The following is a 15,853-nucleotide window of genomic DNA, read 5'->3' as shown; positions in this document are numbered from 1 at the left end:
TCTTTTACTTTTTTCTTTTTTTTCATGATACTCAATACAGGCACAAGAACCGACATTCCCGCTTTTTATTCAAAATGGTTCCTGAACAGGATTGATGAGGGTTTTGTAATCAGCAAGAATCCCTATAACAATCAGATGTATAAGTATAATTTCGACCCTAAGACAGTAGATGTCATATGCTTCTGCTCTAAAAATCCGAAGCCCCTGGTGAAAGATTTGGATAGGCTATCCGATTACAGGCAATTCTGGTTTACCACAATAAATCCTTATGATCGAGACATTGAAGTTAATGTTCCAAATTATAAGAGAGTTATAGACACATTTAAGGAGCTTTCTGAAGCTTTAGGAAGAGACTGCGTTTCCTGGAGATATGACCCGATTTTCATTACAGAAAAGTATTCCCTTGACTTTCACATTGATAAGTTTGAGGAAATGGCTTCAGAATTATATCAGTATACTTTGGATTGCACAATCAGCTTCATTGATTTGTATCAGAAGGTTTTGAGGAACTTTCCTGAAGCCAGTGAAGTTACAACTGAGGAACGCTTAATCATTGGCGAAAATTTCGCAAGGATTGCAAATGAATACGGCATTCAGATGAAAACCTGTGTTGAGGGCACATTGCTTGACCAGTTCGGTTTCGATTCATCAGGATGCATGACCCAGCAGGTGCTGGAAAAGGCTATTGGAAATAATCTAAAAGTGCCTAAAGGAAAATATCACAATCGAGAATGCAACTGTTTAATGGGAAGGGATATTGGATTATATAACACTTGTATGCATGGATGCAAATATTGTTATGCCAATAGTAACGAAATTATCTACTACTTTTCTCTCACTACAAATAATAATATTATTCTTCCTCAATAATTAAAGTTTTGGAAATTCGTTCAAATCGTAGAATTTTAACATATATTCAGATATAAAATAAAAACATTGGTGAATGTATAGAAATAAAAATGTTGTCTTGAACAGTTATTATTTATCAGAAGTGGTTACATAAGGCTGGTCAAAACACAAATAAGAAATGTTAATGTCGCCAGATATAGTAAGTGATAACATGATAATAAACGTCGGCGGAAGAACAGATATAGTGAACTACTATACTCCATGGCTATTGAACAGGCTTGAAGATGGATATGCATATTCAAGAAATCCATTTGCAAGAGAGAATGTTTATAAGTTAAGCTTAAAGCCTGAAGATGTGGACTGTCTTCTGTTCTGCTCCAAGAACTACCAACCTATACTGAAACATATAGGTGACATTGATGAAAAGTACAATATATTGTGCAACTACACGATTACTGCATACGGCAAGGACATAGAACCTAAAGTCCCGTCAATAAATCAATCTATTAAAACGTTGAAAAGATTATCTGATATTGTTGGTGGGAACAAGATTCTCTGGAGATATGATCCGATACTTCTTACTGAAAAATACACTGTTGAAAAACATTTGGAAACTTTTGAGTATATGGCCGAAAAGATCTCACCATTAGTTTACAGATGCATATTCAGCTTTGTTGATATGTACAAAAAAGTTGAAGAGAACATGCCTGAGATAATTCCGCTTGCTGAGGAAGATAAAGTGAAGCTATTGAAAGGGATTGGTGAGATATCAGAGAGATATAATCTTTACACTCAATCATGTGCAACAAATGAAAGCTATGAAAAATATGGTATACATGCTGCAGGATGCACCACTCGTGAAATTTTGGAGCAGGCTCATGGTGTAGTCTATAAAAATGTTAAAGGAACTGAAATTAGAGAAAACTGTCACTGCATTCCATCAAGAGACATAGGAGCATATAATTCCTGTTTAAGTGAATGTAAATATTGCTATGCTAACCGGAAACCTGAAATTCCCAAAAATGTTATAAAACTGCATGATGAGAAATCGCCATTATTGCTTGGACATCTTAAGGAAGAGGATAATCTAATTGAAACAAAGGTAATAAGATATATTGAACCTAAACAAACAACTTTATTTGATTTTTAAATTAGTTGTTTATTAAATGATGGTCTATATCAATTATAAAATTTATCAACTAAAACTATCATTTTACTTTTTTTGAGATTTTTGCAAATATTATAATAGTTATTCTCAATAAGTATATTACTTATTTTATATAAAAAATATAATAAATAATATAATAAATATATTTGGAAATGATTATTATGGGAATTACTTCTTTCATAAAAACTAGACTATTGAATAATAGGGTCGAACAGTACAACACCAAGTGCAGCTATTGGGGCGAGGATGAAAGGCAGCCTAGAACTGACGGAATAAACACAGGCCTTGACTTAGTTGATGCACTTCCGCCAGTAATCAACAAGACAATAGCAAATGCCCGTTATGCTGTCAAGCTTGACGGCTACACTTCAGGTATTCTGAAAAACAGAATTGATAAGGCTAACGTTAATGTGGTATTGGTTGACAAGGAAAACAGGCTCTCCAAGGAGCAGAAGCTCACTTTAATCCTTTGGGCAAGAAAAATCGACATCCGCCAGGTTGCTAAAGAGATATTGCAGGGAGGAATGGTTGACGGTGAAGGACTAATCAAGCCTGTCGAGAGGTGGGACAAAAGCATAGGAAAATACATCAAGCCTATATTTCTTGAAATAGGTGCCCATGGCTACGGATTGAAAAAGGAATTCAATGATGACAATGAGGTGCAGCTGTATCTTCATGAAATGCCGAAGGATGTTGTAAACGGAACTCCGGAGGACTTCAACAACTATGTAAGCGTTGAAGAGGGAACATTAACAGTCAAGTACGAACCGGAACAGGTAATCAACTTCATGTACAATGAAATATACTCGGAAGCCCAGAGCATTATCCTGAATTGCCTTGATGACATCTATCATAAATGTAACTTGGAGAGAAATCAGGTCGAGAGAATCAACAAGGACAATATCATTGAAGTCAAGCCTTCACTTGATGCAAACGGCCGTCCGTACATTATGGAGCTCTCTTCAACTGCAAAGGAAAACCTGTATGCAGATTACGGAACTACGGCTGACAGCAATGTGGCTATTGTGCCTCCGGGAATTGAATCCAAAATCTTGGGCGGTAACAACTACCAGTCAGACTATACAAGACAGACCGAGATTTTTAGAAACAATATCCTGAGGACATTTGTAACTCCACAGTCTCAGGCAGGTAATGAAAGATCCAATCAGAACGTTGCAGAATACATCAACGACTCGGCCATTACAGGGTTTATCGTTAATGTGGCCAATGACCAGAAATGGGTATTGAAATACTGCAATCAGCTGTTGAATATGCAGCTGGAACTTATGGGCATTGATGAAACATTGAATATCTATTTCAGCTATTCAAGAGATGATGTATTAAGATACATTATGGAACTTACTGCTGAAGGTGATGAAATCTACAAGAATTATTTAACCAACTTCGAAGAGGAACAGCCTGTAGGTGAAAGGATTATCAGCGACAGTGGTGTTGAAATATAAACATGTCACTTAGCAAATATTTATATGCAATAGCATACATAATATAACTTGAATATTATAGAAGGTAAAAACTTCTTTTGAAGTTCAGCCTGTATATCCTTGTCTCGACGAGGGGCGAATTAGGTGGTATACGGGTTCTTCTATCATTCATCAAATCACTTCTAATTTTCATATACTAATTTTACTACCTTATTTTTTATCATATCTAAAAATTCATGATTGTCATTTTCAAAATTTTGAAAAGTTGACCATGAAATCAAATCAGCCATCTGCAGACCTTTGTAATGCATTGAATCGGCATGTTCTATCTTAATCGGCTGTTTTTTAATATTATTTAAATTATTTAAAAAGAGTTCATTGAAACTATCAATCTCTTCCTGTTTGTTTTTTGATTTGTCAATGAATATGAAAGTAGGTTTGTCAATGTTAATCAATTCAGCTAACCTTGAAGCTAAAATATCGTAGGCTTTTTTATTGTCTCCATATCCGATTTTATATCTGTTTTCTTTGTCAAAAACGATTATGTAAACTTCATAGTCTATGTTTTTTAATTTTTTAAGGATTTTAATTTTTAAATCATATGGAAGATTTCCACCTTTGATTTCATTGGAAGTCAGCATTTTCTTTGTAAAACTTCGTCTGGTTTTCTTAATTATCTTTTCTAGCTTTTTTGAATCCTCAACTTTGATGGCAGCCATGACAAAATACTTTGAACTGCCCTGTTTAGTTCCTAAATCTCCACTTTCATTAATATAAATATAAGATATGATAAAAACCAAATTTGAATTAATTTTACAACTTTTAATATTCTATTTTTTATCATTAATTAATATTTTCATCAGAACAGACGTGTTGAAATATAATAAAAGTTTATATAAAATAAGTAATAAATTATATAATAAATCTTATAATAAAATGTGATAACATGAAACATGAACTTTTTGAAGTCGGACTCTATGACTATTCGGATCTGGACAGGCGTCTCAACAAACCTGTCAAATGGACAAGTGATGATTTAAGACAGATTGCTGAAAACTACCGTGGAGGAATCCCTTTAACCTCAGAGCACGACAAGGTCTACATAGGCATTGGAAACAATATCGTGTTTGAAGAGGATAAGGGAAAGCTATTCATTGACCTTCCGGATGAGCTTGACATGAAGGGCAAAGGACTGTCCCCTAAAGTTGATGTTTTACTGAAAGATAACGGAGATTCATTTGGAATTGATACTATGAACCTAATAGATGTTGGCGTAACCAAAAACCCAAGAAAAATTACATTGCTGAATTCTGAAATAACTGGCCAAACCGGAGAGACCGGTGAAACAGGTGCAACTGGAAATCCTGAACCTGCACCACAGCCGCCTACTAGTGAAAATCAGGATGTTAATGTTGCAACCAATTTACTCCTGGAAAAATTGCAGGGGAAGGATGCTGAAATCGGAAAACTGCAGGATGAAATCAATAGCTTAAAAGAGGAATCTGAAAAATATGAAGAGATTAAAAAAGCTATTGAAGAGAATAAGGAATTCATAGACAATAAGGAAGACATCCTAAATGAACTGTCTGAACTTAGAAAACATGAAAACGAAAGGAAGATTAAAGAGTACGAAGCCAAGTACAACTTTAACTACAATGAGAACCAGCAGGACAAGGAGATAATCGATAAATTATTGTCTGGTGATGTTGATATGGAACTTATGGAGAAACTGGCTGAAAGGAGAATTAAAATTGAAGCTGCCAGTGACGGTTCCACACCTGGAGGAAGAAATCCCCAGAACTCCGGTGATGTAATTGAAACCGGATCAACCGGAAGCACTGGAAGTGAGGACGGACCTTCATTTACAACTCGTGAAGAATACAATAAGATATTAAAGGACATGGGATTCAATAGAACCAGAATCTAGCTATGATGGTGTTTTTTGCTTTTTCCACCGGAGATAGTGTTTAATCATTGAATTGCTCGTTGTTTAGTTCAGGGGAAGTGTTGATGTGTTCGCTTCCCCTCATATACCTTATTTTCATAAACTTAACCCTACGGAACCGACCTGCGGGGGTCGGTTCCTCACTATAATATAGTTATTTATTTTATCAAATAGTATGGAGGATTTGAAGTTGAAATAAGTATTGTTAACTTAAATTGCTCTCCATAAAATTATTTATTTCATGTCATTTGCATAGATTTTATATCAATCATGTTTTTACCAACTTACAAAGAATATACTCATTATTGTCATAAGTATTATTCCAATTATCAAGAATTTTTTTAACCCATTGCTCCTTTTTAATTCAAAAGGCAATATTTTATTTGCTATATCTGGGGATAATATGAATGATACAATTAGTAATGAACAAATAAAGTAAATTAGATAAATTATATTTAAATTACTTTCCACAATGCTTGTTATAACTTTCATTAATGAAAATCCTATGATATGGCAACTTATAAGACTCCCAAAAATATAATAAATTCCTGGATGATATCCAATCACTTGTTCTGTGATTTTATTCCCGTTTTCATCTTCGGTTAATATCTCACGGCTATTCTCATTTTTATATATGTTCATTCTTAAAAACATGAAAAATGCAGGATATAGGGCTGATAAACTAAATGAAATAGCAGAGTATATTCCTCCTTGGTTTAAACCCATTGGAAAAATTATAAACGCAAAAGCAATACTCGTAGGTATGAAAAATAAGACTAGTCCTTGATAAGATAATCCTTTATATTCATTATAAAATAATCCATATTTTTTATCAAGATAATCACGATTATAAACAATGGCTGCGGATAATATTGTAAGAATCGTAAAACCCATTATCACATAACTCACAAATGAAAAAGGCAAATCTAGAATCAGATATAAAACTATTGATATAACAAGTCCAATTAGTTCTAAAAAAATGGATCCTGAAATCATATAATATTTTAATTCATTTTTATCTAAAATTGACCAATCCTTACTAATATTTTTAATTAATTTTTCAAGCAAATTAATCACCTTTATTATATTCTTCATTAATGAATAATTTAATAAATTCTCTGTAATAATCGTTGTTAATGATATTATAAATACTATCTATGGTGGGGTCATTAGGAATATGGAACTTTTTAGAACCAATTTGAATATATTTTTTAGTAATTTTTATTGAATATTTTTTTAAAAATTGTACATTTGTTTTAACAATTGCTTTTTCAATGATAACTTTTGTTGATTTGGAAATGATGTTAAATGATCCTCCTGTAGGATTTATTGCTAATATTGAATCAACAACACCAAAAATAAAATCGATTATAGTTATTTCACCATCAAACCATCCGTCAGAATAAAGAATAAGTGATTCTCCTGTGAGTGCTAAAGAAATACTGCCAATAATTAAATATGGTGATGAACTTTCAATTCCTGTAGCAAGACCGAGGATACTAATTGAAACCATTTCACTACCTACAAAACCAATTGCAAAATTTATAAAAAATTCATTCCAGTCTATATCTTTTAAAAAATCATATCCCTCAACTAAAAGATCAAATATTGAATTTGAATTTGAATTCATGGTATCTGAAACATTTGTTGAATAGTTAGAAATAATAATCAAATCTTTGTATTCTTTACTGTCATGATTTAATAAATTTGTCCCATAGTTCCATGCATTTTCAGTAATATTGTCATGATAACAAGGCATTGTTCCCAATAAACCATAATAACTGAAACAATCTCGTATAATACCAGTTTCCAATTCTAAAAATAACAAAGTATTATTATTGTCTTCATGTTTAATAAAAGTATAACCATTACTTGTGATTATCTCCAAAGTTCCATTATTCAAATAGCTCTCAATCAAACCAAGAGTAACACTGCCAATAACGGTTGTATTCCATACATTATTGCCAACCAACTGCTCAATAAGGCTGAAACTGAAACTTGTTGCAAAGTTAAACTTCCAAACATTACTAAGGTTTCCTATGGCTTCACGACCCATATTGTGGTCTGATTCACCAGTGATGTACAAACTATTATAGTCATTACATAATGAAACACATGCTGGACTAATACGATTCCAAGTTACATTAAACTTGTTTGAAGATTCATCAGCAACACGATCATTTTCGTAAATCACAATTAATGGTGTTAAGAAAGTACCATAAGCTGCTTTCATCAAACCAGGTTCATATAATTCTTTTTGATCTAACCAATAACGTAAATCAGTATTTGTTAAATTGTTTTTTACAACTGCAAAACTGCGCATGCCTTCATAACCAATGCTAATATTGTTTTCATCTTCAATATCTGTGTAATAAATATTGCTTATACGGTAAGCATAGCTGGATGGTGGATTTAACAGTTTAGGGTTTCCTTCATATTCAAAATTAATGTCTGGAGTTACATCGCCATGATAATCAACAATCATCTCAATCATATCAATAAAATAACCATTATAATTTTTAACGAAATCTAATTCTGAATCCGTTAGTTTATAATCCAATTGAAGATAATTTAAGAATCTATTATAAACTAAATTAACATTACTTGGATTAATATTTGCTGCTTTTGCAAAACTTAAATAATAACCATTAGGTTCCCAAACACCTTCTTTCATACTTGCAAAAACATTATTTAAAAATTTAATGGCTTCAAAAACCTTTGTTGAATAATTATTTTTAAAATATTGGTAAAAAAGATTGTTGATATTAATTTCATCAATAATTTCTCCATTAACTATCATATAAATTTTACCAGAATATAATCCTGTTTCACCCCAACTAAAAGTAATCCAAGAGGCATTATTACTAAATGGGATATGATATGTTTTGTTTACAAAATAATTATTTTCAACGTCCCATGCAGATGAAAATAATGTTATGTCTATTGTTGCATTCTTATTAAATGTGTTAACAATTTTTTCATTATCAAAAATAGCCATAACTGAAATGTGGTCATGGTTTGCAAATAAACTACTTAATTCAAAATCAACAAATGCTTTTCCGTCTTTTAAATAAGTTGTATTAAACTTTTTATTTCCATCAACATTAAATACAGAAATAAAAGATTCAAGATTATCTGGAATATATCCTAATGAAGATAATTTATTTCCCAAATTATTATAAGTTAAATCAACATAGAATTTAGCTCTTTCAATTTGACTATATTCATTTACTTTATAAGATGATGAAAATAAATGTGCAACCATCCATGTGTTCATTATTAAATTTCCAGTAGCATTATAAATATTAGCAAGAACATTGCGGCTTGTAGAAATTTTAGGCGTATTTTCTCCCCACCAGTTATTATCTATAACATAAGAGCAATTTGCTTCGGAATAAAAATCATATTGGCCATTATCACATAATCTATTTAAATAAAATGAATCCGCATATGATAAAAGGGAGGTGTCTAAAACAAAACCGCATAATTTATTATCATGAATATTATTAAAAGCATAAGTATTGTTAACTGAAACTCTTAAGAATACTCCATATTTATTGTTTTTAAATTCATTATAAAGCACGTGGGAGTTATAAGAGATTACATATAATCCTGTATCAAAATCTGAAATATTATTGGAATTTATATTTATATTCGGACAAAGAATATATAATCCAATACCATTTAACTTGTTTTTATTGATAATATTGTTGTTAACAATTGAAATATTATTTGAAGTATTATTTAAAACAAGAATCCCTCCGGCACCCCTATTAGAATTTAATAATATATTATTATTTAAAATCATAAGATTATCGGATTTTCTAACACTTATGCCGCTCATGGAATTTATGAACTTATTTGAATCAATTGAATTATAAGCAATCAAAGTATTTGTATCACAATCAGTTTCTATAGAACTAACTACATTAATAAATTGATTATTAATGAGAGTAACATTTTCTGCTTGATAAATTACAATTCCAAAAGTTGAATCCTTAATTTTAAATCCACGAATAACGCTATTGCTTCCTCCATTGGTAACTCCAATAACTGGATGAGTAGAGTCTATGCCTTGTAATGTGGCGTTAATTGCTATTAAATTGATAAATTTATTTACAGTTATTTGTTCATTATATAAACCTTCACTAATTTTAATTACGTCTCCATTATGAGTATTTGCATTATCAATTGCTGATTGAATTGTTGTGTATCCTTTACCTGAATTTAAATTACCTACTTTTTCAAAAATGTAATTGCAGGTTATTAATTCACTTTTATGCCCATTAAAATCAATTGCATAAAATCGTAAAGAGGTAGTTTTGGAAATACTTAATATATTTTCATATAATCTGAAATTTGTTTCATTTAATGAATAATAAATTTTCGGGTTTTGATCAAGATTATCCCAGCTAGTCAAATTTACAAGAATGGGTGAACTATATAAATCTGAATCCAGATTGCTCCAAACGAGTGGATGTTTATTGTCAATTATATAATGTTCATGGTAAATGCTGCCGGTTCCGTTGCTGTAATATAAATCATAAATGCCATTTGTTAAGATAAATGTCTTTGATTTAGTAGTTTGGTTCCAATTATTATTGTCCCAGCTATATTTAATTAATTTAGCATTATTTATGTTTAATGATAAATTTAGATAAGAGTTATTGTAGAATCCCCCATCATAATTCACTGTTGGGTGAAATGATATTATATTTACATTAATCTTTTTACTAACGCTTGCATATGGACTTTTAGCAAATGAAACCTCAACATTATAGGTTCCAGGTTTCTCTTCTATTTTAATTCCTGCTCGCCCATTACTGTCACTAACTACATTTGTACATTTATCATTGATTTTAAATGTGATGGTTTGCCCACTTAAAAATTTATTGTTCTTGGTGTCTTTTAAAGTTGCATATAAGTATGTATTGCTGTCATCATAATTACAAGTTAAATCACTCACTGTTAAACTTGTGGGGATACTGTTGACTGTTACGGTTACTGTCTTTTTACTTGTTACATAATTTGAATTTGTAAATGATATTGTTGTTGTGTATTTTTTTGGTCCGGCTCCAATTGTTAGAGTTGCTACTCCTTTGGAATCAGTTTTTTGATTATAGTTTTTACCATTAAAATTAAAAACAACAGTTTTATCTGCTAAAACCTTTCCATTTTTATCTTTTAGTGTCGCTTTTAACTTATTGTTGCCATCACCATATGTGAATGCAAGATTATTTGCGGTTAATGTTGTTGGCATTTTTTTTACTGTGACTTTTGCTGTTTTGCTGCTTGTTTGGTATCCGCTTGCTTTGAATGTGAATTTCACGGAGTATGTTCCTGGTCCTTTTTGTACATTCCAACTGACACAGCCTTTGGAATCGGTTGTACGTGAGTAAGTTTTACCAGAATAAGTGACTGTAATCTTTTTCCCTGTTAATACTTTGCCTTTTGAGTTTTTCAAATAAGCTTTAAGTGTAGTTCCATCTTGGTAATATTTGGTCACATCTTTTGCAGTAATTGTTGTTTTAACTGTAGAACTAGCTTTTTTTATAATATTATTAGGTTTTGAGATATTGTTTTTAATTTTAACCTCTGAATTTTTAATTTTTTCATCAACATGATTGTCATCTGATGAAACCTCAATACTATCAGAATAGATATCATCTGATTGATAATCGACGCTTAACGTATCATTTTCGACTGCATTGTCTGAAACTGCATAGGTGCAGTTTAAACAAATTATAAAACAAAAAAATATTAATATACATAAAAATTTATTTAAATTCTTCAAATTTACACTCCTTTATAATTGAATAGTAATAAAGTTTTATGTATTTATTTTATGACATATATTTTTTACGGATGGGATAATAATGTGGGAGTGTTAATTTTTTTGAAATAAGTCTGTATGGAAATTGATGCATTGGTGACAGTCAATTAATAATATTGATTGCAGGAGTTCTAAATCTAATATCTGCTCTGATAGAACTACTAACTACAATCTTAAAAAATAGATGGGAGTAAAAAAATTACTCCTCCACCTATCTTAAATTTTATATTTTTTTTTATTTAAATTTTTACACACATCAAAAAAGGAGATAAAAACATGTTTGCAATATTCTCCTATAATCATTAAATGTTTTTGTAATATTACTAGTAAAATATTGTAAAAAAATAGTTTCATGTTAATCTTGTAGAAATTATTGTTAGAAAAACTGGATTTGCTTCTAATGCTCCGTATTTGCTCCTTTTCAAAAAACTAGTTTCCGTTAATAAATGGTTGGTGTTAATATTATTTTAATTTGATTGGGTGTTGAAATCGTTAATGCGAATATGTAATATTACATTTTTTATTATATTATTTATATAAATTAAATAATAAAAATTAAATCATGACATTGCAAGATGAATTACAAATAAACATCGTGATGAGTAATTACAATCAAAGGAGCGGTAGCTATTCGGGAAACTATGATTACATCTATTTAGATAATCTGGCAAGTAGTTCTTATTCTAATCTTTTCAGAATTGACTTGAAAAACCTGAAAATCAAAACCCTGGACAAAACAGAATGCCGGGTATTATACATTCCAGCATATGGTTCACAACCTGCAGCAATACTTGTGAGAATTCCAACAGGTAAGATCTCCCAAACTACAAAACTATTGCTGGATGTTTATGACAGATCAACTACATTCTCAAGCACTTTAACAACTGGAAGTGAAGTGCTGATGTTTGATGCAAACTATGATACATACTCACAATATTTCATGAACTACTCAGGTTTAAGTATCAACAATGACTCAACAGATAACGGCAGATTTTTAAGAGCCAGATTCGTTCCAAACATTGGCGGGGGAAATCCAAGTAGTTTATATACAACATTTGCTTCAGGAAATAGCTTAAGAAATGGCCGTGTTACTGTAGCAAGATTTAAACATATTAACGGTAATGTGGCCGTTAATGATAATGGAACATTTCTTGATTCAACCATCGGAAGTTACATGATGCAATCAGATTTTAATCTCACAATGTATCAGGAAGATATCAAAGAAACAAGTCTGAATCTGGGATGCAAGACAAAATCCTATTGTATGTTCATCGGAGCTAAAACATTAGTTATGGCCAGTTCATTTGATGCATATTCATCAGGACATGATGATGAAGGAAATTGGAAACAGTATCATATTCATGGCCGTGTAGGTACCGGAACATCAAGTTCGTCAGATTACATTGAAGGATTCATTAGAAACAATCCAACTAAAATATATAAAAATGAATATGCCGAAATAGAAATTTCTCCAACATGGTATGCAACAACAGACTTTGAAGAATTCAATTATGTTGACCTGAAATGGCTATTGATATTTCCATCACCAATATTTGCAGCTAACGGCATTCCAGAAATCACAGTAACAGAAAAACAATCCAAGAATGGAATCAGATTATACAAAGGTGAACACGAATATCCTAAAGCATATAAAGGAAGCAAGCTATTGTGGGATGCTAATGATGAGTCAATGGATAATACAGGATTATATATTCCAGATAAGATAATCAACAAGGATTGGGACTGGGTGTTTTAGAATGATTGAAGAATATGGAGAAACAATTGGACATGGACGTGGATATCCAACAGGATTAGGCCATGAAGAAAAGATGGATGTCATTGCATGTTTGCTTGATGAAGGCGAAAGGACATATGTTAATGAAGAGCATACTGCTTGGATTTCATCTAATCAATGCAGAGTAGGTGAAATGGTAACATTAGCTGTACAATCAACAATGGAACACACAATAGTTAAAAAAGCCAAAGAGGGAGACTTGGCTTTTGGATATCTATTGGGTAAAGTTCAGGTCCGCTCTTCAGGACATGCCTTAGTTACTGTTGCAGTTTTAGGTGATGTCTTCAGATTAAAATTAAAAAGACCTGCTCCAGCAGATATATTGCCGAACACAAGAATCTATATCGATAAAGATGGTGAATGTAATCCTTCACAAGGGCACGATTTAAGACTGCTTTCCATCGTTAACCTAACGGAAAATGAAGATGTAGAATACATCAGAGTATACCGACAGATGTCTGAAATCGAAATGTATCCTGAATCCCAGAACTGTATTGATCTTGCCGACTGCAGCTTCGAGCAGGCTGCAATCAACATGATTTTAAACAACCCTAAAGTAGCAACATATAATTATACTTCGGGCGATGACAGTGGAGTTATCATTTTAAAAGCTCAGGAGAAGTTCAAGGAGTCAGCAGGAAGTTTCTGTAACCTGAATAGCATGGCAGTCAATTATAAGTCATTGACTACATTAAAGTCTGATATGTTTGCTTCAAATAGGCAGGTGGAGCCGGTTGAGGAGATAATGTCATATTACGGTATTGACAATATTGATTTGTTGGGCACTGCAGTTTGTGACGGAGGATCTGAGATTGCCGAGAAGACCTATATCGGTATGGATTATCAAAATCCTGGAATGAAACTCCTGTATTCAAAAATCACTGGAACAACAGTTGCACCCCTTGGTCCTAACGGAGATGTGTATGACTTTTATCCTTTGATTGAATTCATGCGTAAAGATATTCGTGATGAACTGCCGATGTATACAAAGCTATTCATACTTACTTCAGTTGGTGTTTTGATGAATGCGCCTAACAGGATTATTAAAGGTAAGTTCAGAGCATAAAATAGTTGGGATTAACTTTCCCAGCTAAACTTATTATATGGGGCAATAAAAATGAAACTGATACTGGACAGTGAAAATTCACATCCGACAACAATAACAGTTAAAGGAAAGGAAATAACATTGCTTTTAATTGAATCTAGTATACTGATTGATTCATCTCAAATTGCTAAGATTTTTGATAAAAAAGAAAAGACCGTTGCCACTAAGGTGCAGAAATCGGGACTGGAGAAATACGAAACAGAAAATGTGAAGCTATTGAAAAATTATGGGCTGATGCATCAGGATGCTGTTAAACCAAGGCCTTTTTATGATTTAAGGCAAATGCTTGAGGGGCCTGCTGAATATTATTTCAAACAGATTGATGAACTTGATTTGATTGATGTAATTGTACGTGTAGCTATTGGAAAGCATCGTGAATGGATTCATAACCGAAATATGGGTAACTTTTAAATTTGTTGCGGAGATTACTTTTCAAATGCTCTCACTGATTTTTTATATACTTTCAATACATAATAATTTATTATGTTTAAAAAATTATATATAATAAGACATTTAGAAAAAGAAGACGCAGAATTAATAAATCATATTGTAGTAAAATCAAGAAATGGTTTTCGGATATGGACTTACAGTGAATTTATTGGTGGTGATGGGAACTATATTGAGGGTATGGTTTTCAAATTTGGTGATGCTAATGGGAGTAGTGAAAATTTGACTAAAGAACTTAATGATGCTCTTCTTGATGAGGTTGAAAAGGAATTTAAAGAGATTAAAGAATATTATGAAATAAAGGAGTATTCTTGATTTGTTAGTTCATTATTCTTTTTTTATTTTTTTTGAGGCTGACTCATAATTTTTGTGTTTAAATTTTTTTCTTTTTTTATTATCCTTTAATTTTATATACTAGGAAGTACAATCTATTATTAGAGTTAATTAACTTTTTGGTTGTGTTTTTTATGGTTTTAAGAGAGGATAAAATTGGTCAGCAATTATTAGTTCCTTTGGACTTAAGAGATTTGATTCCAAAAGATCATCCGTGTTATTTTATTCAAAATGTTGTTGATCAAATGGATTTTTCGAAAGTCGATGCAAATTATTGTTACAAAGCAGGTAAGCCTGCTTATTCTCGTAAAATGTTATTGAGACTTGTTTTAATGGGTGCTTTTGATGGAGGATTATCTGGAAGAGAAGTAGCTGCAAAAGCAACTACAGACGTTAGTTACATGTACTTGGCAGGCATGGAAAAGCCAGATTTCAGAACAATCAACAGATTCAAAGTAGATCATGCAGAACTAATCGATGACGCATTTAAAACAACAGTTTTAATGGCAAAAGAACTAGATTTAGTAAAACTCAAACACATAGCAATCGATGGAACAAAAATCAAAGCCAAAGCATCCATAAATAATTTAACAAACCAAGAACAAATAGATTTACTCAAAGACATCTTAAAAAAGAGTATTGAACTCGATGAAGAAGAAGATGAAATTCTTGGAGACGAATCAGGAAATTCCGTGCCAAAAGAATTAATTGACAAAAAATCCTTTGAAGAAATCTACAAAAAAGTAACTGAAACCACAAAAGGAGATAGAAACGAATTCAAACTACGAAGAAGCAGTAAAAAACTCCTGGACCAAGCAAAGAAAGATAAAAAATCTGCCAAAAAAGTTTTGCAGAAAGTCGAAAAAATCGATTCAGAACTAAAAAAGACAACAAACGATGTAATCAGCATAAACGACCCTGAATCACGATGGATGC

The 15,853-nt window shown here is 31.7% G+C and carries 12 protein-coding genes; 9 read left to right on the top strand and 3 right to left on the bottom strand.

Annotated elements, in window-relative coordinates:
• The first annotated feature begins 24 nt into the window (after window positions 1-24).
• The 3 genes from MBBTH_RS00975 to MBBTH_RS00965 all read left to right on the top strand — a co-directional run bounded on the left by MBBTH_RS00975 (window position 25) and on the right by MBBTH_RS00965 (window position 3,480).
• Window positions 25-870, top strand: a complete 846-nt coding sequence (locus tag MBBTH_RS00975) for a DUF1848 domain-containing protein (RefSeq protein WP_116591179.1) — start codon at window positions 25-27, stop codon at window positions 868-870.
• Window positions 871-1,060: 190 nt separating this feature from the next.
• The gene (locus tag MBBTH_RS00970; RefSeq protein ID WP_116591178.1) at window positions 1,061-1,999 is read left to right on the top strand and encodes a DUF1848 domain-containing protein; all 939 of its coding nucleotides are present in this window, start codon (window positions 1,061-1,063) and stop codon (window positions 1,997-1,999) included.
• A 179-nt stretch (window positions 2,000-2,178) separates the two neighbouring features.
• Window positions 2,179-3,480: a hypothetical protein gene (locus tag MBBTH_RS00965; RefSeq protein ID WP_116591177.1), complete on the top strand. Its 1,302-nt coding sequence runs from the start codon at window positions 2,179-2,181 to the stop codon at window positions 3,478-3,480.
• Between the two features lie 161 nt (window positions 3,481-3,641).
• Here MBBTH_RS00965 and MBBTH_RS00960 read toward each other — a convergent pair whose 3' ends face one another.
• The gene (locus tag MBBTH_RS00960; RefSeq protein WP_165813999.1) at window positions 3,642-4,259 is read right to left on the bottom strand and encodes a DUF3800 domain-containing protein; all 618 of its coding nucleotides are present in this window, start codon (window positions 4,257-4,259) and stop codon (window positions 3,642-3,644) included.
• A gap of 146 nt (window positions 4,260-4,405) precedes the next feature.
• On the opposite strand from MBBTH_RS00960, the gene MBBTH_RS00955 reads away from it, so the two are divergent.
• Window positions 4,406-5,386: a coiled-coil domain-containing protein gene (locus MBBTH_RS00955; RefSeq protein WP_116591175.1), complete on the top strand. Its 981-nt coding sequence runs from the start codon at window positions 4,406-4,408 to the stop codon at window positions 5,384-5,386.
• Between the two features lie 294 nt (window positions 5,387-5,680).
• On the opposite strand, the gene MBBTH_RS00950 is transcribed toward MBBTH_RS00955, so the two are convergent.
• Together MBBTH_RS00950 and MBBTH_RS00945 are read right to left on the bottom strand one after the other, a co-directional pair.
• The gene (locus MBBTH_RS00950; protein ID WP_133241921.1) at window positions 5,681-6,472 is read right to left on the bottom strand and encodes a hypothetical protein; all 792 of its coding nucleotides are present in this window, start codon (window positions 6,470-6,472) and stop codon (window positions 5,681-5,683) included.
• A gap of 1 nt (window position 6,473) precedes the next feature.
• Entirely contained in the window at window positions 6,474-11,198 is a 4,725-nt protein-coding gene (locus MBBTH_RS00945; RefSeq protein ID WP_116591173.1) for a right-handed parallel beta-helix repeat-containing protein, read from the bottom strand.
• Window positions 11,199-11,799: 601 nt separating this feature from the next.
• Between MBBTH_RS00945 and MBBTH_RS10970 the strand changes: the two genes are divergently transcribed.
• The 5 genes from MBBTH_RS10970 to MBBTH_RS00920 all read left to right on the top strand — a co-directional run.
• Entirely contained in the window at window positions 11,800-12,993 is a 1,194-nt protein-coding gene (locus MBBTH_RS10970) for a hypothetical protein (protein ID WP_207773303.1), read from the top strand.
• 1 nt (window position 12,994) lies between these two features.
• Window positions 12,995-14,098 (top strand): hypothetical protein, encoded by a 1,104-nt coding sequence (locus MBBTH_RS11055; RefSeq protein WP_243409601.1) that lies wholly within the window; start codon window positions 12,995-12,997, stop codon window positions 14,096-14,098.
• 51 nt (window positions 14,099-14,149) lie between these two features.
• A complete protein-coding gene (locus tag MBBTH_RS00930; RefSeq protein WP_116591172.1) occupies window positions 14,150-14,548 on the top strand; it encodes a hypothetical protein in 399 nt (132 codons plus the stop codon).
• A 72-nt stretch (window positions 14,549-14,620) separates the two neighbouring features.
• The gene (locus MBBTH_RS00925) at window positions 14,621-14,899 is read left to right on the top strand and encodes a hypothetical protein (RefSeq protein ID WP_116591171.1); all 279 of its coding nucleotides are present in this window, start codon (window positions 14,621-14,623) and stop codon (window positions 14,897-14,899) included.
• A 152-nt stretch (window positions 14,900-15,051) separates the two neighbouring features.
• Window positions 15,052-15,853: transposase (locus MBBTH_RS00920; RefSeq protein WP_133241920.1), on the top strand; the 802-nt coding region annotated here is incomplete at its 3' end.

Source organism: Methanobrevibacter thaueri, from assembly GCF_003111625.1.
Classification (GTDB): Archaea; Methanobacteriota; Methanobacteria; order Methanobacteriales; family Methanobacteriaceae; genus Methanocatella; species Methanocatella thaueri.
The sequence above is the reverse complement of the archived record's forward strand: the minus strand, read 5'-3'. Positions and strand labels throughout refer to the sequence as shown.